Source organism: Streptomyces odontotermitis, assembly GCF_050510915.1.
Taxonomy (GTDB): domain Bacteria; phylum Actinomycetota; class Actinomycetes; order Streptomycetales; family Streptomycetaceae; genus Streptomyces.
This window is the reverse complement of record NZ_JBNJLS010000009.1, coordinates 256,217-277,505: the sequence shown is the minus strand read 5'-3', so window position 1 is coordinate 277,505 and position 21,289 is coordinate 256,217. Positions and strand designations below refer to the sequence as shown.

General features: G+C 72.6%; 19 protein-coding genes. 14 read left to right on the top strand and 5 right to left on the bottom strand.

What is annotated here, in order from left to right; genetic code table 11:
• Positions 1-10: 10 nt before the first annotated feature.
• Positions 11-1,129, bottom strand: a complete 1,119-nt coding sequence (locus ACQB60_RS25690; protein ID WP_496928478.1) for an aldo/keto reductase — start codon at positions 1,127-1,129, stop codon at positions 11-13.
• Between the two features lie 180 nt (positions 1,130-1,309).
• Between ACQB60_RS25690 and ACQB60_RS25685 the strand changes: the two genes are divergently transcribed.
• The 5 genes from ACQB60_RS25685 (at position 1,310) to ACQB60_RS25665 (ending at position 4,932) form a co-directional block, all read left to right on the top strand.
• Complete coding sequence (locus ACQB60_RS25685; protein WP_496928509.1) at positions 1,310-2,143, top strand: helix-turn-helix transcriptional regulator; 834 nt, start codon at positions 1,310-1,312, stop codon at positions 2,141-2,143.
• Positions 2,144-2,248: 105 nt separating this feature from the next.
• On the top strand, positions 2,249-2,632 hold the full coding sequence (locus tag ACQB60_RS25680) for a cell division protein SepF (protein ID WP_496928477.1): 384 nt from the start codon (positions 2,249-2,251) through the stop codon (positions 2,630-2,632).
• Positions 2,633-2,800: 168 nt separating this feature from the next.
• On the top strand, positions 2,801-3,946 hold the full coding sequence (locus ACQB60_RS25675; protein ID WP_496928476.1) for an AAA family ATPase: 1,146 nt from the start codon (positions 2,801-2,803) through the stop codon (positions 3,944-3,946).
• Complete coding sequence (locus tag ACQB60_RS25670; protein ID WP_496928475.1) at positions 3,933-4,274, top strand: nucleotide pyrophosphohydrolase; 342 nt, start codon at positions 3,933-3,935, stop codon at positions 4,272-4,274. The genes ACQB60_RS25675 and ACQB60_RS25670 overlap by 14 nt, the downstream gene beginning before the upstream one ends.
• Positions 4,275-4,449: 175 nt before the next feature.
• Positions 4,450-4,932: a DUF6099 family protein gene (locus tag ACQB60_RS25665; protein WP_496928474.1), complete on the top strand. Its 483-nt coding sequence runs from the start codon at positions 4,450-4,452 to the stop codon at positions 4,930-4,932.
• A gap of 64 nt (positions 4,933-4,996) precedes the next feature.
• Here ACQB60_RS25665 and ACQB60_RS25660 read toward each other — a convergent pair whose 3' ends face one another.
• On the bottom strand, positions 4,997-5,254 hold the full coding sequence (locus tag ACQB60_RS25660; RefSeq protein WP_496928473.1) for a hypothetical protein: 258 nt from the start codon (positions 5,252-5,254) through the stop codon (positions 4,997-4,999).
• A 277-nt stretch (positions 5,255-5,531) separates the two neighbouring features.
• Here ACQB60_RS25660 and ACQB60_RS25655 point away from each other — a divergent pair, with 277 nt between their 5' ends.
• The 5 genes from ACQB60_RS25655 to argF all read left to right on the top strand — a co-directional run bounded on the left by ACQB60_RS25655 (position 5,532) and on the right by argF (position 13,058).
• Positions 5,532-6,455 carry an LLM class F420-dependent oxidoreductase gene (locus ACQB60_RS25655; RefSeq protein WP_496928472.1) on the top strand — a complete coding sequence of 308 codons (924 nt, stop codon included), beginning with the start codon at positions 5,532-5,534 and terminating at the stop codon, positions 6,453-6,455.
• 87 nt (positions 6,456-6,542) lie between these two features.
• Positions 6,543-8,057, top strand: coding sequence for a 3' terminal RNA ribose 2'-O-methyltransferase Hen1 (locus ACQB60_RS25650; RefSeq protein ID WP_496928471.1), 1,515 nt, complete (start codon positions 6,543-6,545; stop codon positions 8,055-8,057).
• Entirely contained in the window at positions 8,054-10,630 is a 2,577-nt protein-coding gene (locus ACQB60_RS25645; protein ID WP_496928470.1) for a polynucleotide kinase-phosphatase, read from the top strand. Before ACQB60_RS25650 ends, ACQB60_RS25645 begins: the two co-directional genes overlap by 4 nt.
• A gap of 65 nt (positions 10,631-10,695) precedes the next feature.
• Entirely contained in the window at positions 10,696-11,925 is a 1,230-nt protein-coding gene (locus ACQB60_RS25640) for an arginine deiminase (RefSeq protein WP_496928469.1), read from the top strand.
• 116 nt (positions 11,926-12,041) lie between these two features.
• Positions 12,042-13,058, top strand: coding sequence for an ornithine carbamoyltransferase (gene argF, locus ACQB60_RS25635; protein WP_496928468.1), 1,017 nt, complete (start codon positions 12,042-12,044; stop codon positions 13,056-13,058).
• 30 nt (positions 13,059-13,088) lie between these two features.
• On the opposite strand, the gene ACQB60_RS25630 is transcribed toward argF, so the two are convergent.
• Positions 13,089-13,502 (bottom strand): ATP-binding protein, encoded by a 414-nt coding sequence (locus ACQB60_RS25630; RefSeq protein ID WP_496928467.1) that lies wholly within the window; start codon positions 13,500-13,502, stop codon positions 13,089-13,091.
• A gap of 234 nt (positions 13,503-13,736) precedes the next feature.
• Between ACQB60_RS25630 and ACQB60_RS25625 the strand changes: the two genes are divergently transcribed.
• Positions 13,737-14,564, top strand: a complete 828-nt coding sequence (locus tag ACQB60_RS25625) for an enoyl-CoA hydratase family protein (RefSeq protein ID WP_384844587.1) — start codon at positions 13,737-13,739, stop codon at positions 14,562-14,564.
• A gap of 8 nt (positions 14,565-14,572) precedes the next feature.
• Entirely contained in the window at positions 14,573-16,906 is a 2,334-nt protein-coding gene (locus ACQB60_RS25620; protein WP_496928466.1) for a bifunctional salicylyl-CoA 5-hydroxylase/oxidoreductase, read from the top strand.
• Here ACQB60_RS25620 and ACQB60_RS25615 read toward each other — a convergent pair.
• On the bottom strand, positions 16,890-17,699 hold the full coding sequence (locus tag ACQB60_RS25615) for a PaaX family transcriptional regulator (protein ID WP_496928465.1): 810 nt from the start codon (positions 17,697-17,699) through the stop codon (positions 16,890-16,892). The genes ACQB60_RS25620 and ACQB60_RS25615 overlap by 17 nt on opposite strands.
• A gap of 4 nt (positions 17,700-17,703) precedes the next feature.
• Entirely contained in the window at positions 17,704-19,374 is a 1,671-nt protein-coding gene (locus ACQB60_RS25610) for an AMP-binding protein (RefSeq protein ID WP_496928464.1), read from the bottom strand.
• Positions 19,375-19,687: 313 nt separating this feature from the next.
• Here ACQB60_RS25610 and ACQB60_RS25605 point away from each other — a divergent pair, with 313 nt between their 5' ends.
• Both ACQB60_RS25605 and ACQB60_RS25600 read left to right on the top strand, forming a co-directional pair.
• Complete coding sequence (locus ACQB60_RS25605) at positions 19,688-20,857, top strand: acyl-CoA dehydrogenase family protein (protein WP_496928463.1); 1,170 nt, start codon at positions 19,688-19,690, stop codon at positions 20,855-20,857.
• Positions 20,854-21,252 carry a RidA family protein gene (locus tag ACQB60_RS25600; protein WP_496928462.1) on the top strand — a complete coding sequence of 133 codons (399 nt, stop codon included), beginning with the start codon at positions 20,854-20,856 and terminating at the stop codon, positions 21,250-21,252. Before ACQB60_RS25605 ends, ACQB60_RS25600 begins: the two co-directional genes overlap by 4 nt.
• The last annotated feature ends 37 nt before the right edge of the window (positions 21,253-21,289 follow it).

Here is a 21,289-nt window from a genome sequence, read left to right as displayed (position 1 = left end):
GGGCCCGGGGTCAGCGGCGGGGCTCGACCGTCAGGTCGCCCTGCGTCTGCGCGCGGGCGAGATCGCTCGCGAGATAGGCGTGCGGGTAGCCCGGCTCGATCGTGCTCGCCTCGTCGAGGCGGGCCAGTTGAGCGGGGGTGAAGGCGACCTCCAGTGCGCCCAGGTTGTCCTCCAGCTGGGCGGGGGTGCGGGCGCCGATGATCGGTGCCGTCACACCCGGGCTCTGCAGGGTCCAGGCCAGGGCGGTCTGGGCGGGGGTGCGGCCCAGCTCCGCGGCGACCTCCTTCACGACATCGGCGACGCCGAGGTTGCGTTCGGTGACCCAGCCCAGGTCGCGGTTGAAGCTCTTGCGGGTGCTCTCCTCCGGGCCGGTGCCGGTGCCGGTGCCGGTTCCGGTGCCGCCGCCCGTCGCGGTCAGGTCGTCGCGGCTGTACTTGCCCGTGAGCACCCCGCCGCCCATCGGCGAATACGGGACCACCCCGAGGCCCATCTCCCGCGCCATGGGGATCAGGTCGCGCTCCCCGGTCCGCTGGATCAGGCTGTGCTCGATCTGCAGCGCGACCAGGGGCGACCAGCCGCGCAGGTCGGCGATCGCCTGCATGCGGGACACCTGCCAGGCCGGGGCGTTGGAGATCGCCGCGTACAGGACCTTGCCCTGGCGGACCAGGTCGTCCAGGCCGCGCAGGATCTCCTCGACCGGCGTCGTGAAGTCCCACACGTGCAGGTAGAGCAGGTCGATGTAATCCGTGTTCAAGCGGCGCAGGCTCGTCTCCACCGACGCGAACAGGGGCTTGCGGTGATTGCCCCCGGAGTTCGGGTCGCCGGGACGGCGGAGCGTCGAGTACTTCGTCGCCAGTACCAGGCTCTCGCGGTGGTCGCGGGTGAATTCGCCCAGCAGGCGCTCGGAGTTGCCGTCCGTGTAGGTGGTCGCGGTGTCGATGAAGTTGCCGCCGCGCTCGACGTAGAGGTCGAACAGCTTGCGCGCCTCGTCCCGCTCGGCGCCCCAGCCCCATTCGTTGCCGAACGTCGCCGCGCCCAGCGCCAGGGGTGAGACGCGCAGCCCGGAGCGGCCGAGCAGCCGGTAGGTGTCGAGGGTGAGGGACGGGGATGACGGGGATGACGATGACATGGCGTGCTCCAGTGCTGGTGATCCGACTGCTGCTGATCCGATGTCGGCTGGAACAAGCCTGTGACCGTCGTGAGGCGGGGGTAAGGGAGGGATCTTCCTGGGAATGCCAGTCCTACCCTGGGCGTTGGGGCGGGCGTGACCACCTCCGCCGTGACCACCCCCGCCGTGACGCCCTCCACCGTGACGCCCTCCACCGTGGACGCGACCCAGGAGCTGGCCGCGTTCCTGCGGTCCCGGCGCGAGCGCCTGGACCCGGACGAGTTCGACCTGCCGTCGCGCCGGCGGTCCCGGCGGACCCCGGGGCTCCGCCGCGAAGAGGTCGCCGAACTGGCCGGGGTGAGCATCGACTACGTCGTGCGCCTCGAACAGGGCCGCGGGCTGCGGCCCTCGGCGGACGTGGTGGAGGCGCTGTCCCGCGCGCTGCGCCTGGCCCCCGGCGAACGCGCCTACCTCTTCGACCTGGCCCAGCAGCGTCCCCGCGGCGCCGAGAAGCCCGCCACCACGGCGCCGCCGGCGCTGGCCCGGCTGGTCACCGACCTGGCACCGCTGCCAGCCATGCTCTTCAACCACCGCTACGACATCCTGGCCTGGAACCGCGAAATGGCCAGGCTGCTCCTGGATTTCGACACCCTGCCGCCGGCGCAGCGCAATGTGATGTGGCTGTGTCTGAGGCATCCGCTGACGCGCGAGTTCTACGCCGACCGCGAACGCGTCGTACGGGAGGGAGTCGCCCACCTGCGTGCCGCGTGGGCCGCGCACCCGGAGGACCGGGCGCTGAGCGGCCTCATCGCCGAATTCACCGCCCACGACGCGGAGTTCGCGCACTGGTGGGCCGAGCGGGACGTCAAGGTCAACGGCCGTGGGCACAAGGTGATGCGGCATCCCGAGGTCGGTGAGGTCGCGGTGCACTACGAGGTCCTTGCGCCGCTTCAGGATCCGGATCAGCGGCTGGTGATCTACCGTGCGGCGGACGGGGAGAGCCAGGCGGCACTGGACCGGCTGGCTGGGCGCTGACGTTCTCTGGCTGGGCCGATCCGTGTCGGTGTTGGGCTGAACGGGTGAGTGGCGTAAGAATGGGCCGGTGCAGAAATTGAGTGCGAGTCAGGGCGGGGGGCTGCGGTGAACAGCCACGACGTCACCGACGAACAGTGGGAAGGGCTCGCCCAGGTCGTACCGTTGCGCAGCCGCAACGAATGGCCGTCCTGGCCGGGTCACCGGGCGCTGCCCGAGGCGGAGACCGAGGCGCGGCGGAGGTTCGTGGTGATACGGGTCAACGTCTTCGCGGACGCCCGTGAGGTCGCCGAGACCTTGATGGCGGAGATTCCGGTCCTCCTCGACCTGACCGGTGCCGAGAGCGACACCGCCAAGCGCGTCCTGGACTTCAGCAGCGGGGTCGTGCTGGGGCGGGGCAGTGCCATGCACCGGGTCGACCGCAATGTGTTCCTGCTGACTCCGCCCGGTACCGAGGTCCAGGGGCTGGTGGAGGCCGTCGCTCAGCCGTAGGACGTGGCGGGGCAGGGGCGCAGCGGGCTGTGCGGGCCCGTGGCGCCGTGGGCGCGCTGTAGCGCCCCGGTGGCCCGGTGTCTCTCTTATGGGTGGTCATCGCCCGTTCGTAGGAAGGTCACTTGGGCAAAACGGTTCGCCTTTCGGTGTCCGCCTACGGTCCGGGACATGACTGCGGCTCCCCTTGAGCGGCCCGAGGTCGCCGAACTGCGCCTGTCCGCCTTCGCCGGGCACCGGTCCGCCGTCCTGCCGCTCGGGCCGGTGACCCTGATCGCCGGGCCCAGCGGCAGTGGCAAGAGCAGCGCGCTGCGCGCCTACGCGGCCCTCGGCCGGCTCAGCGCGGGCGAAGAGCTCGCGGACGTCTTCGCCGATCCCGTCGCGTGTGTGCCCGAGCGGGCGCGGGCCGACGGTCAGCGGCGGCGCGGCTTCCGCATCGGCTGCACGGTCGACGGGCCCGCCGGCGCCGTCCGGCTCGACCTGGCCGTGCAGGCCGAGCCGGAACTCCGCGTCGTGGGGGAGCGACTGACGCTGGGGCCGCTCGTCCTGCTGGAGACCGCGCTGCGCGACCCGTCGCGGTCCGTCGTCCAGGCCGCCTGGTACACCGGGGGCAACGCCCAGGTCACCCGTGGTCCGCTGCCCGACGACCGGCTCGGCACCGCGCTGCTCCCACTGCGCGTCGCGGGCCGGACGGACGGGCAGCGCCTGGTGCTGGCGGCGGCGGAACAGGTCGTCGTCGCGCTGCGGTCGGCCTTCGCCTGTGACCCGAAGCCGGGCCGGATGCGTCGGCCGCTGCCGCCGGGGCGGGTGGGGGACGGGCGGCTCCTCGGGGGCTGCGAGAACCTCGCGGCGGTGCTGTGGCGCACCCGGGAGGAGTGCGTGAACCGGCACGCCCGGCTGGTCGCCGAGGTGCGCAAGGGGTGCGCGGGGCGGGTCGACGACGTGCTCGTGACGGAGGCCGACGACGGTTCGCTGCACGCCTTCCTCGACCGGGGGGAGGGGGTCAGGACCCCCGTCGGACGGCTCGGGGACGGGGAGTTGAGGCACCTCGCGCTCGCCCTGGTGCTGCTGACCGGGCCGGGGGTCCTTGAAGTCGACACCGTCGCCGAGGTGCCCGCCGCGTACCAGGCGTTCACGGTGCTCGGCGACCGGTTCGACCGCGCCCTCGACCGCCATCAGCTGCGGGCGCTCACCGCGCTCGCGGGGGAGATGTGCGAGCGCGGGCACGTCCGGTTCGTGGGCGCGGTCGGCGACGCGGCGGGGGCCGTGGGGCTCGACGGAGTCACGGTGGTAGACCTGGGGCGTGACGGAACTTGACGTAGCGGGACTGCAGCGCAGGCTGGCCGAGTTCGCGGCGGCGCGGAACTGGCAGCCCTACCACACCCCGAAGAACCTGGCCGCGGCGCTCAGCGTGGAAGCCTCCGAACTCGTCGAGATCTTCCAGTGGTTGACCCCGGACGAGTCGGCGCGGGTGATGGCGGACCCCGAGTCGGCGCACCGGGTGACGGACGAGGTCGCCGACGTCCTCGCCTATCTGCTGCAGTTCTGCGAGGTGTTGGGGATCGACGCGCTGGCCGCGCTCGACGCGAAGATCGACCGGAACGAACGGCGTTTTCCGGTGCCCGGACGTCCTGCCCACTCCTAGATCAATGTCACTCTCCGGAGTGGACGGCTGATCCACAATCGATTAATTGTCCACAGATTTCCGGCTTCCCCTGGCTTTTCTGCGCCCGGACTCTCACTGTGGGTAGTGAGCAGGCGAGTTCGGTGGACGTGCGGCGGGCGTGCGGTGTGCGCGCGGAGTGGATCGGGGACTGCACATGGATGCGATGCGGCTCATCGAGTCGAGCAGGCGCGCCCTGGAGCGGAGCCAGGAGCCGGCGGACATCGTGGTGGAGGTGTGGCAGGCGCAGGCGATCGCCCAGGCGATAGGCGCGCGCCTCGCGGTCGCGGGGCCACCGGAGTTGAGAGGCGAGGCCCTCGGGCTCAGCGAGCTCGGCGGCCGGGGCTGCGCGGTCCTGGATCCGCCCTCGCTCGGCGTCGAGGGCTTACGCGCCGCGCGGCTCTCCGAGGTGGGCGACGTCCCGGCGGTCCTGCACGGACTCGACCTGCTGCTCGGCGAGGTCGGCATCGCGCTGGTCGCCGTCGCGATGGGCGCGGACGAGGAAGGGGCCTACTGGCGGTGCGTGGAGGCGATCGACGCCGCCGACGAGTCGAGGGACCGGGTCCTGGAGATGCTGCGCAGACTCGCGGCCCGTGAACAGGGCCTGCCCGAGCCCGACTCGGCGGCGGGGTCGTCCTAGAGCTTGATGCGTCGGGCAGGTCCTGGATCCGTCGGTCAGGTCCTGGCCGGGGGCCGCCTGATCGTCAGTAGCGGCCGGGCTCGTCGCCGGAGGCGGGCGGGCGGCTGTCCGGGGACTGGGGCAGGGCGGTGGACGACGGCGTGGCGGCGGACTGCTGCAGGTCCGCGTCGAGCTGGGTCAGGTCGGCGTTGAGCGCGGCCATCAGCTCCTCCATCTGCTGCAGCAGGCCCTTGGGCCTGCCCTCCTGCTCGGGCGCGGATGCCATGGACGGCACCGGCGAGTCGTGCGCGGCCCCCTGCTCGGGCACGGCTTCCTGGGACATGACGGCCTCCTAGGCCCTCGCCCTCCCCCGGGGGAAGGCAGTTGATGCAGCACCACAGGGAAAGGATCAACGGGTGCGGGCGACGCCCCGGCCATGTGAACGCCGGTGCGGGTGCCGGGCGGTCCGGCTCCGCCCGAGCCAACGATCACCCCGGGAGCGGGTCACTGGGGCGGACGCCCGGCGCCCGCCGGGTTGACGGATTTTCACCCGACCGGGGAGGCGGGGGATCGGCGGGATCGGCGGGGTTGACGGGCGTTCGAGCGTGCAGGATGGAGCCATGGATCTTCGAATCTTCACGGAGCCCCAGCAGGGCGCCGCCTACGAGACGCTGTTGTCCGTCGCCAAGGCCACCGAGGACCTCGGCTTCGATGCCTTCTTCCGGTCCGACCACTATCTGCGGATGGGTTCCTCCGACGGGCTGCCAGGGCCCACGGACGCCTGGGTCACCTTGGCGGGCCTGGCCCGTGAGACGAAGCGGATCCGGCTCGGCACGCTGATGACGGCGGGCACGTTCCGGCTGCCCGGGGTCCTCGCGATCCAGGTCGCGCAGGTCGACCAGATGTCGGGCGGCCGGGTCGAACTGGGGCTCGGCGCGGGCTGGTTCGAGGAGGAGCACAAGGCGTACGGGATTCCCTTCCCCAAGGAGAAGTTCGCGCGGCTCGAGGAGCAGCTGGCGATCGTCACCGGGCTGTGGGGTACGGAGGTCGGCAAGACGTTCAGCCACGACGGGACGCACTACCAGCTCACCGACTCGCCCGCGCTGCCCAAGCCCGCGCAGGCCAAGGTGCCGGTCCTGATCGGCGGCCACGGCGCGCGGCGGACCCCGCGGCTCGCCGCGCAGTACGCCGACGAGTTCAACATCCCGTTCGCCTCGATCGAGGACAGCGAGCGGCAGTTCGGCCGGGTCCGGGCCGCCGCCGAGGAGACCGGTCGCAAGGGCGACGACCTGGTGTACTCGAACGCGCTGGTGGCATGCGTCGGCAAGGACGACGCGGAGGTCGCCCGGCGGGCCGCGGCGATCGGCCGCGACGTCGACGAGCTGAAGCTGAACGGGCTCGCGGGATCCCCGGCCGAGGTCGTCGACAAGATCGGCCGGTACGAGGCGATCGGCTCCCGGCGGATCTACCTCCAGTGCCTCGACCTGAAGGACCTGGACCACCTGGAGCTGATCTCCTCGCAGGTGCAGTCGCAGCTGGCGTAGGCATTCCTGCGCACGATGTCCTCCCTCGCCCCGGTCAAGGCCGAAAACCCCTGGTCGGGGCGGGCGAACCCGGTCATACTCGGACGCGTGTTCCTGACGATCAGCACCACCGGCTGCCCGGAGCGCCCCGCGACCGACCTCGGGTTCCTGCTGCACAAGCACCCCGACAACGCGCAGGCGTTCTCCACCTCCTATGGCACCGCGCACGTCCTCTACCCCGAGGCGTCCGCGGAGCGGTGCACGGCCGCGCTGCTCCTGGAGGTCGACCCCGTGGCGCTGCAACGGCGCGGCAGGGGGAAGAACGGCAAGGCGCGGGGCGGCGCCCCGGACGCGGCGCTCGCGCAGTACGTGAACGACCGCCCCTACGCCGCCTCCTCGCTGCTCGCCGTGGCGCTGAGCAGCGTCTTCTCCAGCGCCCTGCGCGGCCAGTGCCGGGCCATGCCCGAGCGCGCAGGGGAGCCCCTGCCGCTGCGCGTCGAGGTGCCCGCGCTCCCCGCACGGGGCGGCGCGAAGCTGGTGCGAGAGCTCTTCGAGCCGCTGGGGTGGACGGTGAGCGCGGAGGCCGTGCCGCTGGACGAGGAGTTCCCGGAGTGGGGCGACTCGCGGTACGTACGGCTGGTGCTTGAGGTGCCGGACGGGCGCCTCACGCTGTCCGAGGCGCTGCGCCACCTCTATGTCCTGCTTCCGGTGCTCGACGACGCCAAGCACTACTGGGTCTCCAGCGACGAGGTCGACAAGCTGCTGCGCGCCGGTGAGGGGTGGCTCGCCGAGCACCCCGAGCAGAAGCTGATCACCAGCCGCTATCTGGCGCGGCGGTGGTCGCTGACGCGCGAGGCGATGGAGCGCCTTGAGCTGGTCCGGCTCGCCGACGCGGACGACACGGACGTCGAGGAGATCGACAACGCCGTGGACGAGGAGAGCGCTGCATTTGATTTTGAAGAGGGGTCGGAGAAGCCGGTGCCGCTCGCGGTGCAGCGGCGTGCGGCGATCACCGATGCGCTGCTCGCGTCCGGCTCGGCCCGGGTGCTCGACCTCGGCTGCGGGCAGGGCCAGTTGGTGCAGGCGCTGCTCAAGGACGTGCGGTTCACGGAGATCGTGGGTGTCGACGTGTCGATGCGGGCGCTCACCGTCGCCTCGCGGCGGCTGCACCTGGACCGGATGGGGGAGCGGCAGGCCGAGCGGGTCAAGCTCTTCCAGGGCTCCCTCGCGTACACGGACAAGCGGCTCAAGGGGTACGACGCGGCGGTGCTCAGCGAGGTCATCGAGCACCTCGACGAGGAGCGGCTGCCCGCCCTGGAGTACGCGGTGTTCGGCTCCGCGCGCCCCCGCACCGTCCTCGTGACGACGCCGAACGTGGAGTACAACGTCCGCTGGGAGACCCTCCCGGCCGGGCACGTCCGCCACGGCGACCACCGCTTCGAGTGGACCCGCGAGGAGTTCCGCGCCTGGGCCCGGCGGGTCGCCGAACGGCACGGCTACGACGTCGGGTTCACGCCCGTCGGCGACGACGACCCCGAGGTGGGCCCGCCCACGCAGATGGCCGTGTTCACACAGACCGGCAACCCGAGGACCACCGACCCGAAGGAGGAGAAGGCGGCATGAGCGAGCAGACCCGGCAGACCGGTGCGGCACGCACCCTTCCCGTCACCGACCTCTCCCTCGTGGTCCTGATCGGCGCCACCGGCTCCGGCAAGTCCACGTTCGCGCGGCGGCACTTCAAGCCCACCGAGGTGATCTCCAGCGACTTCTGCCGCGGCCTGGTCGCGGACGACGAGAACGACCAGAGCGCGAGCCGCGACGCCTTCGACGTGCTGCACTACATCGCGGGCAAGCGCCTCGCGGCGGGCCGGCGCACCGTCGTGGACGCCACCAGCGTCCAGTCCGAGAGCCGCAAGCAGCTCATCCAGCTCGCCCGCCAGTACGACGTGCTGCCCATCGCCATCGTCCTGGACGTGCCGGAGGAGGTCTGCGCCGAGCGGAACGCCGCGCGCGCCGACCGCGCCGGGATGCCGCGCCGCGTCATCCAGCGCCACCAGAGCGAACTGCGCCGCTCGCTGCGCCACTTGGAGCGCGAGGGGTTCAGGAAGGTGCACATCCTGCGGGGGGTGGAGGAGATCGACGGCGCCGAGATCGTCACCGAGAAGCGCTTCAACGACCTCTCCCACCTCACCGGCCCCTTCGACATCATCGGCGACATCCACGGCTGCGCGAGCGAGCTGGAGACCCTGCTCGGCAAGCTCGGTTACGCGGACGGGGCGCACCCGGAGGGCCGTACCGCCGTCTTCGTCGGCGACCTCGTCGACCGCGGCCCGGACACGCCGGGCGTGCTGCGCCGCGTGATGTCCATGGTCGACGCGGGCACCGCCCTGTGCGTGCCCGGCAACCACGAGAACAAGCTCGGCCGCCACCTCAAGGGCAAGAAGGTCCAGCTCACGCACGGACTCGCCGAGACCGTCGAGCAGTTGGGCGGGGAGAGCGCGGAATTCCTCGGCCAGGTACGGAAGTTCGTGGACGGGCTCGTCTCGCACTACGTCCTGGACGAGGGGCGGCTCGTGGTCTGCCACGCCGGGCTGCCGGAGAAGTACCACGGCCGCACCTCGGGCCGGGTCCGCTCGCACGCGCTGTACGGGGACACGACCGGCGAGACCGACGAGTTCGGCCTCCCGGTGCGCTACCCGTGGGCCGAGGAGTACCGGGGCAAGGCCGCGGTCGTCTACGGCCACACGCCCGTGCCCACCGCGACCTGGCTGAACAACACCATCTGCCTGGACACGGGCGCCGTGTTCGGCGGCAAGCTGACCGCGCTGCGCTGGCCGGAGCGCGAGCTCGTCGAGGTGCCGGCCGAGCAGGTCTGGTACGAGCCGGTGAAGCCGCTCGCCACGGAGGCGCCGGGCGGCCACGAGGGGCGCCCGCTCGACCTCGCGGACGTGCACGGCCGCCGCGTCGTGGAGACCCGGCACGCGGGCCGCGTCTCGGTGCGCGAGGAGAACGCGGCCGCGGCCCTCGAGGTCATGAGCCGCTTCGCGGTCGACCCGCGCCTCCTTCCGTATCTGCCGCCGACGATGGCGCCGACGGCGACGTCGCAGCGCGAGGCCCGCGGCGGAGCCGCTGATGAACACTTCCTGGAGCACCCGGCCCAAGCCTTCGCGCAGTACGCCTCGGACGGGGTCGAGCGGGTCGTGTGCGAGGAGAAGCACATGGGCTCGCGGGCGGTGGCGCTGGTGTGCCGGGACGCGGACGCGGCGCGCGAGCGGTTCGGTGTGGACGGGCCGAGCGGTGCCCTGTACACCCGTACCGGACGGGCCTTCTTCAAGGACCCGGCCATGACGGAGGAGATCCTGGCGCGGCTGCGCACCGCCGTCACCGAAGCGGGCCTCTGGAAGGAATTGGACACCAACTGGCTGCTCCTTGACGCCGAGTTGATGCCCTGGTCGCTCAAGGCGTCGGGGCTGCTGCGCTCGCAGTACGCGGCCGTGGGCGCCGCCTCGTCGGCGGTGTTCCCGGGCGCGGTGGCGGCCCTCGAAGCGGCGGCGGCGCGCGGCGTCGACGTGGCGGAGCTGCTCGGCAAGCAGCGCGAGCGGGCCGTGGACGCGGCCCGGTTCACGGACGCGTACCGGCGCTACTGCTGGACGACGGACGGGCTCGACGGGGTGCGGCTCGCGCCGTTCCAGGTCCTGGCCGCGCAGGGCCGCAGCCTCGCCGGGATGCCGCACGACGCCCAACTCGCCCTGATCGACCGCATGGTGGAGCACGACACGACGGGCCTGCTGCAGACCACCCGGCGGCTCTTCGTCGACACCGGCGACGAGGCGTCGGTCCAGGCGGGCGTCGACTGGTGGCTGGAGATGACCAGCCGTGGCGGCGAGGGCATGGTCGTCAAGCCGGTCGAGGCGGTGGTCAGGAACGGCCAGGGCCGTCTGGTGCAGCCGGGCATCAAGTGCCGGGGCCGCGAGTACCTGCGGATCATCTACGGTCCCGAGTACACCCGCCCCGACAACCTGGACCGGCTGCGCGGCCGCTTCCTCGGCCACAAGCGCTCGCTCGCGCTCCGCGAGTACGCGCTCGGCCTGGAGGCGCTCGACCGGCTCGCGGAGGGCGAGCCGCTGTGGCGGGTGCACGAGGCGGTGTTCGCGGTGCTCGCGCTGGAGTCGGAGCCGGTGGACCCGCGCCTGTAGCCACCGGGGCGATCCATACGAAGTTGCACGGGCGAGAGCCGCCCGGCCGGGGAAAGATGGAACCCATGGGATTCCATGTCGACTCCGAGACCGGGCGGCTGCGCCGCGTCATCCTGCACCGACCGGACCTGGAGCTCAAGCGGCTCACCCCCACCAACAAGGACGCCCTCCTCTTCGACGACGTCCTCTGGGTGCGCCGCGCGCGCCAGGAGCACGACGGCTTCGCGGACGTGCTGCGGGACCGGGGCGTCGACGTCCATCTCTTCGGTGACCTCCTCACGGAGGCGATGGACGTCCCCGAGGCCCGCCTGCTCGTCCTGGACCGGGTCTTCGACGAGAAGGAGTACGGGCCGCTCGCCACCGACCATCTGCGCGCGGCCTTCGAGACGATGGACTCCGCCGAGCTGGTGGAGGCGCTCGTCGGCGGCATGACGAAGCGGGAGTTCCTGGCCCGGCACCCGGAGCCGACGTCGGTGCGCTTCCACGTGATGGACCTGGACGACTTCCTGCTCGGCCCGCTGCCCAACCACCTCTTCACCCGGGACACCTCCGCCTGGATCTACGACGGGGTGTCGATCAACGCGATGCGCTGGCCCGCGCGGCAGCGCGAGACCGTGCACTTCGAGGCGATCTACCGGCACCACCCGCTGTTCAAGGGGGCGGACTTCAACATCTGGTCCGAGGGCCAGGCGGACTACCCCTCCACCATCGAGGGCGGCGACGTCCTGGTGATCGGGCAGGGCGCCGTCCTCATCGGGATGAGCGAGCGCACCACGCCGCAGGCCGTGGAGATGCTCGCGCACAAGCTGTTCGCGGCCGGTTCGGCGCAGACGATCGTGGCCCTCGACATGCCGAAGAGCCGGGCGTTCATGCACCTGGACACGGTGATGACGATGGTCGACCGGGACACCTTCACGCAGTACGCGGGGCTCGGCATGCTCCGCTCGTACACCATCGAACCGGGCGTGGGGGACCGGGAGTTGAAGGTCACCGACCATCCCCCGGAGCACATGCACCGGGCCATCGCCGCCGCGCTCGGGCTGAGCGGGATCCGGGTGCTCACGGCCACCCAGGACGTGCACGCGGCGGAGCGGGAGCAGTGGGACGACGGCTGCAACGTGCTCGCGGTGGAGCCGGGCGTCGTGGTCGCGTACGAGCGGAACTCGACCACCAACACCCATCTGCGCCGGGAGGGCATCGAGGTCATCGAGATCCTGGGCAGCGAGCTGGGCCGGGGGCGGGGCGGGCCGCGCTGCATGAGCTGCCCGGTGGAGCGGGACGCGGTGGGCTCGTAGGGAGGCCCTGCCCCTGACCCCCCGGGGAGCCGGGGGACGAGGGGCTGTATAGAAATGTGGAGCGTCGTATACACTTCCAGTGTCCCCTTGATTCGACCGCCACCCCGGAGCCCGCCATGGCGAAAGACCGCCCCGCCCTCACCGGCCGCCACTTCCTCAAGGAGGTGGACTTCACCGCCGAGGAGTTCCGCGGTCTGGTCGATCTCGCCGCCGAGCTCAAGGCGGCCAAGAAGGCGGGGGCCGAGACGCCGGTCCTGCGCGGCAAGAACATCGCGCTGATCTTCGAGAAGACCTCCACCCGCACCCGCTGCGCCTTCGAGGTCGCGGCCGCGGACCAGGGCGCCTCGACCACGTATCTCGACCCCTCGGGCTCGCAGATCGGGCACAAGGAGTCCGTGAAGGACACCGCGCGGGTTCTCGGCCGGATGTTCGACGCCATCGAGTACCGGGGCGACAGCCAGCCGGGCATCGAGCAGCTCGCCGCCCATGCGGGCGTGCCCGTCTACAACGGCCTGACCGACGACTGGCACCCCACGCAGATGCTCGCCGACGTGCTCACGATGGCCGAGCACGGCGACAGGCCGCTCACGGAGACCGCCTTCGCCTACCTCGGCGACGCCCGCTTCAACATGGGCAACTCCTACCTGGTCACCGGCGCCCTGCTCGGCATGGACGTGCGGATCGTCGCGCCCCGGGCCTACTGGCCGGCCGAGGAGGTCGTGGCGCAGGCGCGGAAGCTGGCCGAGGCGAGCGGCGCGCGCGTCACGCTCACCGAGTCCGTCGAGGAGGGCGTCCGTGGCGCCGACTTCATCGCCACGGACGTCTGGGTCTCCATGGGGGAGCCCAAGGAGGTGTGGGACGAGCGCATAGCGGCCCTCGAGCCCTACGCCGTCACGATGGACGTGCTGCGCGCGAGCGGCAACGCCGACGTGAAGTTCCTGCACTGCCTGCCGGCCTTCCACGACCTGGGCACGAAGGTCGGCCGCGAGATCCACGAGCGGCACGGCCTGACCTCGCTCGAGGTCACCGACGAGGTCTTCGAGTCGGCGCACTCCGTGGTCTTCGACCAGGCGGAGAACCGGCTGCACACGATCAAGGCGGTCCTGGTCGCGACGCTCGGCGCGGAATCCTGAACCCCCTCGGCACGGAATCCCGAACCCCGTTCAGCACGGAATCCTGAACCACACCGCCTTGCCGGACTCCGTCGGCCGGTGCCCGCAGGCCGAGCTCAGGGTGCGGATGAGCAGCAGGCCCCGCCCGTGCTCCTGCCAGGGGTCGGGTTCCGCGCAGCCCGCCGTGGTGAGTTCGCCCGGCGGCAGTGGATTGCTGTCGTGCACCTCGACCCGGCAGCCGGTCGGCAGCAGCTCGATGACCAGCTCTATCGGGGCGTCGCCCGCCGTGTGCTCCACGGCGTTCGCCACCAGCTCGGCCGTGAGCAGCTCCGCGGTGTCCGTGTCGGCCCCCGACTCCAGGTCGGTGAGGGCGGTGCGGACGAGGGCGCGGGCGATGGGCACTGCGGCCGTGGTGTGCGGCAGGGCGATGCGCCAGGAGGCGAGAGGCCGGGGAGCTTCGGTCAAGGCGGGTCCGTTCGGGGAGCAGGCGCGGGCGGTCCTGCTTTCAACGGTACGAATCTTAAGCGGCCCGCCGACAGGGGCTCCCGTCGGGCGTGGGCGGGACGTAGTGCCCTAGGGCGGGCCCTGTCCACCCCATCGTGGTTGGCGAGATCTATCGCGTACTCATGACGACAGTCACAAACAAGTGATAACTTCGAAGAGTCGCCGCCCCCCTCCTGATTCCGGAGGCCGCACGTCATGAGTCCCTTCACCGGCTCCGCCCCGCGCACCCCCGACTGGCAGCACCTCCGCTACGAGGTCGAGGACGGCGTCGCCACCGTCACGCTCGCCCGCCCCGACAAGCTCAACGCGCTCACCTTCGGCGCCTACGCCGACCTGCGCGACCTGCTCGCCGAGCTCTCCCGCGAGCGCGCCGTGCGCGCCCTCGTGCTCGGCGGCGAGGGGCGCGGCTTCTGCTCGGGCGGCGACGTGGACGAGATCATCGGCGCCACGCTCGCCATGGACACCGCGCAGCTCCTCGACTTCAACCGGATGACGGGGCAGGTCGTGCGGGCGATCCGCGAGTGCCCGTTCCCGGTGATCGCCGCCGTGCACGGGGTGGCCGCGGGGGCGGGTGCCGTGCTCGCGCTCGCCGCGGACTTCCGGGTGGCCGACCCGAGCGCGCGGTTCGCGTTCCTCTTCACCCGCGTCGGGCTCTCCGGCGGCGACATGGGCGCCGCCTATCTGCTGCCCCGCGTCGTCGGCCTCGGCCATGCCACGCGGCTGCTGATGCTGGGCGACGCGGTGCGCGCGCCGGAGGCCGAACGGATCGGTCTGATCAGCGAGTTGACCGAGGAGGGCCGCGCCGCCGAGGCCGCGCAGGCCCTGGCGCGGCGGCTCGCCGACGGTCCCGCCCTCGCCCACGCCCAGACCAAGGCGCTGCTCACCGCCGAGCTCGACATGCCGCTCGCCGCCGCCGTGGAGATGGACGCGGCGACACAGGCGCTGCTGATGAACGGCGAGGACTACGCCGAGTTCCACGCCGCGTTCACGGCCAAGCGCTCGCCCAAGTGGCGGGGACGGTGAGGTAGTTGATGAACTCCCAGGAAGGCGGTGACGCCCGTGCCGTGACCGCCCGGCGCGTCGCCGTCGTCGGCGGCGGACCCGGCGGGCTGTACGCGGCGGTGCTCCTCAAGCGCCTCGACCCCACCCGCGAGATCACCGTCTGGGAGCGCAACGCGCCCGACGACACCTTCGGCTTCGGCGTCGTCCTCTCGGACGAGACGCTCGGCGGCATCGAGCACGCCGACCCCGCCGTGTACGCCGCGCTCCAGGCGGAGTTCGTGCGCTGGGACGACATCGACATCGTGCACCGGGGGCAGCGGCACACCTCGGGCGGCCACGGCTTCGCCGCGCTCAGCCGCAAGCGGGTCCTCGCCGTCCTGCACGAGCGCTGCCGGGAGCTCGGCGTGGACCTCCGCTTCCGTACGGAGGCGCCGCCCACCGCCGAACTCGCCGCGAGCCACGACCTGGTGATCGCCGCCGACGGCGTGCACAGCCTCACCCGCGCGGCGCACGCCGACGTCTTCAAGCCCACCCTCACCACGCACCGCTGCCGCTACATCTGGCTCGCCGCCGACTTCGCCTTCGACGCCTTCCGCTTCGAGATCGCCGAGACCGAGCACGGCGTGATGCAGCTGCACGGCTACCCGTACGCGGAGAGCGCCTCCACCGTCATCGTCGAGATGCGCGAAGAGGTCTGGGAGGCCGCCGGGTTCGCCGAGCTCGACGAGGCCGCCTCCGTCGAGCGGTGCGCCAAGATCTTCGCGGACGCCCTCGGGGGGCGCCCGCTGCGCTCCAACAACTCCTCCTGGATCAGCTTCCGCACGGTCGTCAACGAGCAGTGGTCGTACGGCAATTGCGTGCTCCTCGGGGACGCCGCGCACACCGCCCACTTCTCCATCGGCTCCGGCACCAAGCTCGCCGTCGAGGACGCCCTCGCGCTCGCCGCCTGCCTTCAGGAGCAGCCCGACATCCCGGCCGCCCTCGCCGCGTACGAGGAGGAGCGCCGCCCCGTCGTCGCCTCCACCCAGCGCGCGGCCGCCGCCAGCCTGCAGTGGTTCGAGGAGCTGGGGCTCTATGTGGACCAGGCGCCCCGGCAGTTCGCCTTCAACCTGCTCACCCGCAGCCGCCGCGTCACCCACGACAACCTCCGGCTGCGCGACGCGGGCTTCACCCAGGCCGTGGAGCGGGAGTTCGGCTGTCCCGAGGGCACCCCGCCGATGTTCACGCCGTTCCGGCTGCGCGGGCTGACCCTGCGCAACCGCGTCGTGGTCTCGCCGATGGACATGTACTCCGCCGAGGACGGAGTGCCCGGCGACTTCCACCTGGTCCACCTGGGCGCGCGGGCGCTCGGCGGGGCGGGCCTGGTGATGACGGAGATGGTGTGCGTCACCGAGGACGGCCGGATCACGCCGGGCTGCGCCGGGCTCTACACCCCGCAACAGGAGGCGGCCTGGCGGCGGATCACCGACTTCGCGCACGCCCAGGCCCCGGGCACCGCGATCGGCGTGCAGCTCGGGCACTCGGGCCGCAAGGGCTCCACGAAGCTGATGTGGGAGGGCATCGACGACCCCCTCGACGAGGGCAACTGGCCGCTCGTGGCCGCCTCCCCGCTCCCGTACAAGGAGGGCAGCCAGCGCCCCCGCGCCCTCACCACCGGTGAACTCGCCGTGCTCACCCTCCAGTTCAAGGCCGCCGCCCGGCGCGCCGCCCGCGCGGGCTTCGACCTCCTCGAACTGCACTGCGCCCACGGCTACTTGCTCTCCGGCTTCCTCTCCCCGCTCACCAACCTCCGCGACGACCAGTACGGCGGCTCGCTGGAGAACCGGCTGCGCTTCCCGCTCGAAGTCTTCGACGCGGTACGGGAGGTGTGGCCGGCCGAGCGGCCCATGACGGTGCGGATCTCCGCGACGGACTGGGCCGAGGGCGGCACCACGGCCGACGACGCCGTCGGGATCGCCCGCGCCTTCGCCGCCCACGGGGCCGACGCCGTCGACGTCTCCACCGGGCAGGTCGTCGCCGACGAACAGCCCGCGTACGGCCGCTCCTACCAGACCCCGTACGCCGACCGCATCCGCAACGAGACCGGCATCCCCGTGCTCTCGGTGGGCGCCATCTCCTCCTGGGACGACGTCAACTCGCTGATCCTGGCCGGTCGTACGGACCTGTGCGCGCTGGCCAGGCCGCATCTGTACGACCCGCACTGGACGCTGCACGCCGCCGCCGAACAGGGCTACAGCGGCCCCGGCGCCAGCTGGCCCGCCCCGTACCGCGCGGGCAGCAGGCGCCCCCAGACCGGTCGCACGGACGGCCCCAAGCCCCGGCTCACCCTGGGGGGGTTGAGCCCGTTCAGGCGGACGCGGTGAACTCCGCGGCCGCCTCGCGCAGCCGCCCGTGCAGCTCGCGGAAGACCGCCGCCGAGCGCGCCCCCGGCCAGTCCGCGGGCAGCAGCTCGGCGGGCAGGCCCGGGTCGGCGTAGGGCAGGTGCCGCCAGGAGTCCAGGGCGAGGAGATAGTCCCGGTACGCCTCCTCGGGAGGGGTGTCCGGGCGCGACTGCCAGGCGCGCAGGACCGGTTCGTGGCGGTCGAGGAACGCCTCGTGCTGCTTGGCGAGCGCGGCGAGGTCCCACCACCGGGCCACCGACTCGGCCGTGGCCGCGAAGCCGAGGTGCGTGCCCCGGAACAGGTCGACGTAGGCGTCGAGTTGGAGGCGCTCCAGGGTGTGCCGGGTCTCCTCGTACAGGTGCACCGGCGCGATCCACACGCCCGGCGCCGCCGTGCCGAAGCCGAGCCCCGCGAGCCGCGAGCGCAGCACGTGCCGCTTCTGCCGCTCCGGCTCGGGCACGGAGAAGACGGCGAGCACCCACTCGCCCGCCGTGTCCGGCTCGGGGGCGGCGTAGATGCGCCGGTCGCCGTCGTCCAGGAGCTGGCGGGCGTCGGGCGACAGCTCGTACCCGGCCGCGCCCGACTCCGTACGGGCGGGCAGGAGCAGTCCGCGGCGCTTGAGGCGGGAGACCGACGAGCGCACGGCGGGGGCGTCGACGCCCACGGGCGCGAGCAGCCGGACCAGCTCCGCGACCGGGACGGGGCCGGGCCGCGTACGCCCGTACGCGCCGTAGAACGTGACGATCAAGGACCGTGGGGTGCGCTGCTCGGACACGTGATCACTCTACGGTTCCGGGCGCGGGCTCCGGCTTCCGGTCGACGGGGCCCGCCCGCAGCCGGAAGCGCTGGAGCTTGCCCGTGGCGGTGCGCGGCAGCGCGTCGAGGAAGACGATCTCGCGCGGGCACTTGTAGGGAGTCAGCTCGGCCTTGACGAATTCCTGCAGCCGACCGGCGTCGCGCGGGGCGCCCGCGCGCAGCACCACGTACGCCGCGACCAGCTGTCCGCGCCGCTCGTCGGGCAGCCCCACCACCGCCGTCTCGACCACGTCCGGGTGGCGCAGCAGGGCCTCCTCCACCTCGGGGCCCGCGATGTTGTATCCGGCCGAAATGATCATGTCGTCCGCGCGTGCGACGTAGCGGAAGCAGCCGTCGGGGTCCCGGACGTAGGTGTCCCCGGTGACGTTCCAGCCGTGCCGCACGTACTCCTGCTGGCGCGGATCGGCGAGATAGCGGCAGCCGACGGGGCCGCGCACCGCGAGCAGGCCCGGCTCGCCGTCCGGCAGCGGGTGCCCCGCCTCGTCGACGACGCGCGCGTGCCACCCCGGTACCGGGCGGCCCGTGGTGCCGGGGCGGATCGCCTCGTCGGCGGCGGAGATGAAGATGTGCAGGAGCTCCGTCGCGCCGATGCCGTTGATGATGCGGTGGCCGGTGCGCTCGCGCCACGCCTCCCAGGTCGCGGCGGGCAGGTTCTCGCCCGCCGAGACGCAGCGGCGCAGCGAGGAGATGTCGTACGCGGAGTGCTCCGTGAGCTCGTCGAGCATCGTGCGGTAGGCGGTCGGCGCCGTGAACACGACGCTCACCCGGTGCTCGGTGACCGCGGCCAACAGCTGCTTGGGGCCCGCCTGTTCGAGCAGCAGCGTGGAGGCTCCCGCCCGCAGCGGGAAGATGACGAGCCCGCCGAGGCCGAAGGTGAAGCCGAGCGGCGGGCTGCCCGCGAACACGTCGTCCGGGACGGGCTTGAGGACGTGGCGCGCGAAGGTGTCGGCGATCGCCAGGACGTCGCGGTGGAAGTGCATGCAGCCCTTGGGGCGCCCGGTGGTGCCCGAGGTGAACGCGATCAGGGCGACGTCGTCGGCCGCGGTGTCCACGGCTTCGTAGGGCTCCTCGTGGGCGGCCGCCCGGGTGAGCAGGTCGTCGGGGCCCTCGCCGCCGTACGTGGTCACGCTCAGGCCCGCGATCCCCGCCTTCGTCAGGTCGTCGAGCGAGCGGGCGTCGCACAGCGCGTGCCGGACCTCCGCGATCTCGCACATCGTGGCCAGCTCGTGCGGGCGGTGCTGCGCCAGGACGGTGACCGCGACGGCGCCCGCCTTCATCACCGCGAGCCAACAGGCCGCCAGCCAGGGCGTGGTGGGGCCGCGCAGCAGCACGCGGTTGCCGGGGACGACGCCGAGCTCGCCGGTCAGGACGTGCGCGAGGGAGTCGACGCGGCGCCGCAGTTCGCCGTACGACCAGACCTCGCCGGAGCCCGAGCGGAACGCGGGCCGGTCGGTGCCGAACCGCGCTGCCGTGTGGTCCAGGAGCTCGGCCCCGCAGTTGAGCCGGGGCGCGTAGTGCAGCTCGGGCCGGTCGCGGACGAGGGCGGGCCACTGCTCGACGGGCGGGAGGTGGTCGCGCGCGAAGGTGTCGGTGTGGGCCGAAGGTGTCAGTGCGCAGGTGCCGCTGGCGTCCATGGAGGTGCGCCCCCTTGCCGAGGTCCTGTCGACCCGAGGTCTTGTCGACGGGGTGGAGAGCCAGGGCCTGCCCGGCGGATCCTGCCGCGGTCGCGGTCTCTGGTGCGCACATCTGCCGCGTTGTCGTCGGTCGCCAACGCTCCGCGTTGACTCCCTCCTCCGCCTTGCAGCTGCACGCACCAGAGACCGCTCACCGGCGACGTACTGGCGAGCTCGAAATTCTGCGGCCGGATCCGCCGGGCAGGCCCTGGCGCTTCGAGCGTATCGTGATGGTGACGACAGTCAATGGTGCGCGATAAAGGAGGGGTCCTGGGTGTCGGCATTCTCCCTCGAACCGGAACAAACCGCATGGGCGGAGGAGCTGCGCGTCCTGGCCGCGACGCGGCTGCGCCCACTGGCGGAGCGGGGCGAGCCGGGCCGGGTGAACCGTCCGCTGGTGGCTGAGCTGGGCCAACTCGGGCTGCTGGAAGCGCTGTTCACGGACAAGGAGGGGCCACGGAGCGGTGCGCTCGGGCTCTGTCTCATGCGGGAGTCCCTCGCCCGCTCCTGCACCGAGGCAGAGACCGCGCTGGCCCTGCAGGGGCTCGGCGCGCACCCCGTCCACGCCTTCGGCACCGCACGCCAGCGCGAGGAGTGGCTCGCTCCCGCCCGCGAGGGGCGGGCGGTCGCGGCCTTCGCGCTCTCCGAGCCGGACGCGGGCTCGGACGCGGCGGCACTCACGCTGCGGGCGGAGCGCGACGGCGCCTCGGGCTGGCGGCTCACCGGCGAGAAGCGCTGGATCTCCAACGCCCCCGAGGCCGACTTCGCCACCGTCTTCGCCCGCACCACCCAGGACGCGGGCGCCCGCGGCGTCACCGCCTTCCTCGTGCCCGCCGGCCGCCCGGGGCTCGGCGGCGAGCCGCTCGACATGCTCTCGCCGCACCCCATCGGGACCCTCACCTTCGACGGCGTGCGCGTCACCGGGGACGATGTGCTCGGCGAGGTCGACCGCGGGTTCCGGGTCGCCATGACCACCCTGAACCGGTTCCGCCCCAGCGTCGGCGCCTTCGCCGTCGGGATGGCGCAGGCCGCGCTCGACGCGACGCTCGCGCACACATCGCAACGCCGGGCCTTCGGCGGGGTGTTGAGCGACCTGCAGTCGGTCTCGCACCAGGTCGCCGAGATGGCGCTGCGCACCGAGTCGGCCCGCCTGATGGTGTACGCGGCCGCGGCGGCGTACGACCGGGGGGACCCCGGCATCGCGCGCCGCGCCGCGATGGCCAAGCTGCTCGCCACCGAGACCGCCCAGTACGTCGTCGACGCGGCCGTCCAGCTGCACGGCGCCCGCGCCCTCCAGCGCGGCCACCTCCTCGAACACCTCTACCGCGAGGTGCGCGCCCCGCGCATCTACGAGGGCGCCAGTGAGGTCCAACGGTCCATCATCGGCAAGGAGTTGTACGCCGACCACGCAGATTCGACCACCACGGAAGGGCCGCCCGCATGACCCTGCACCGCGTCAATCCCGCCGAACTCTCCCCGCCCACGGGCTTCTCGCACGCCGTGACCGCGACCGGCGGCCGTCTCGTCTTCCTCGCGGGCCAGACCGCCCTCGACGGGGAGGGCAAGGTCACGGGGGAGACGCTGCCCGAGCAGTTCGAGACCGCCCTCACCAACCTCCTCACCGCCCTGCGCCACGCCGGCGGCACCCCCGCCGACCTGGCCCGCGTCACGGTGTACGCCACGGACGTCGCCGACTACCGCACGCACGCCGCCGAACTCGGGCGCAGCTGGCGGCGGTTGGCGGGGCGGGACTACCCGGCCATGGCGGTGGTGGGCGTCGTCCGGCTCTGGGACGAGCAGGCGCTGGTGGAGCTGGACGGGGTCGCGGTGCTGGAATGAACCGCGACCCCGCGCCCCCGTCCTGAAACGCCGTCCC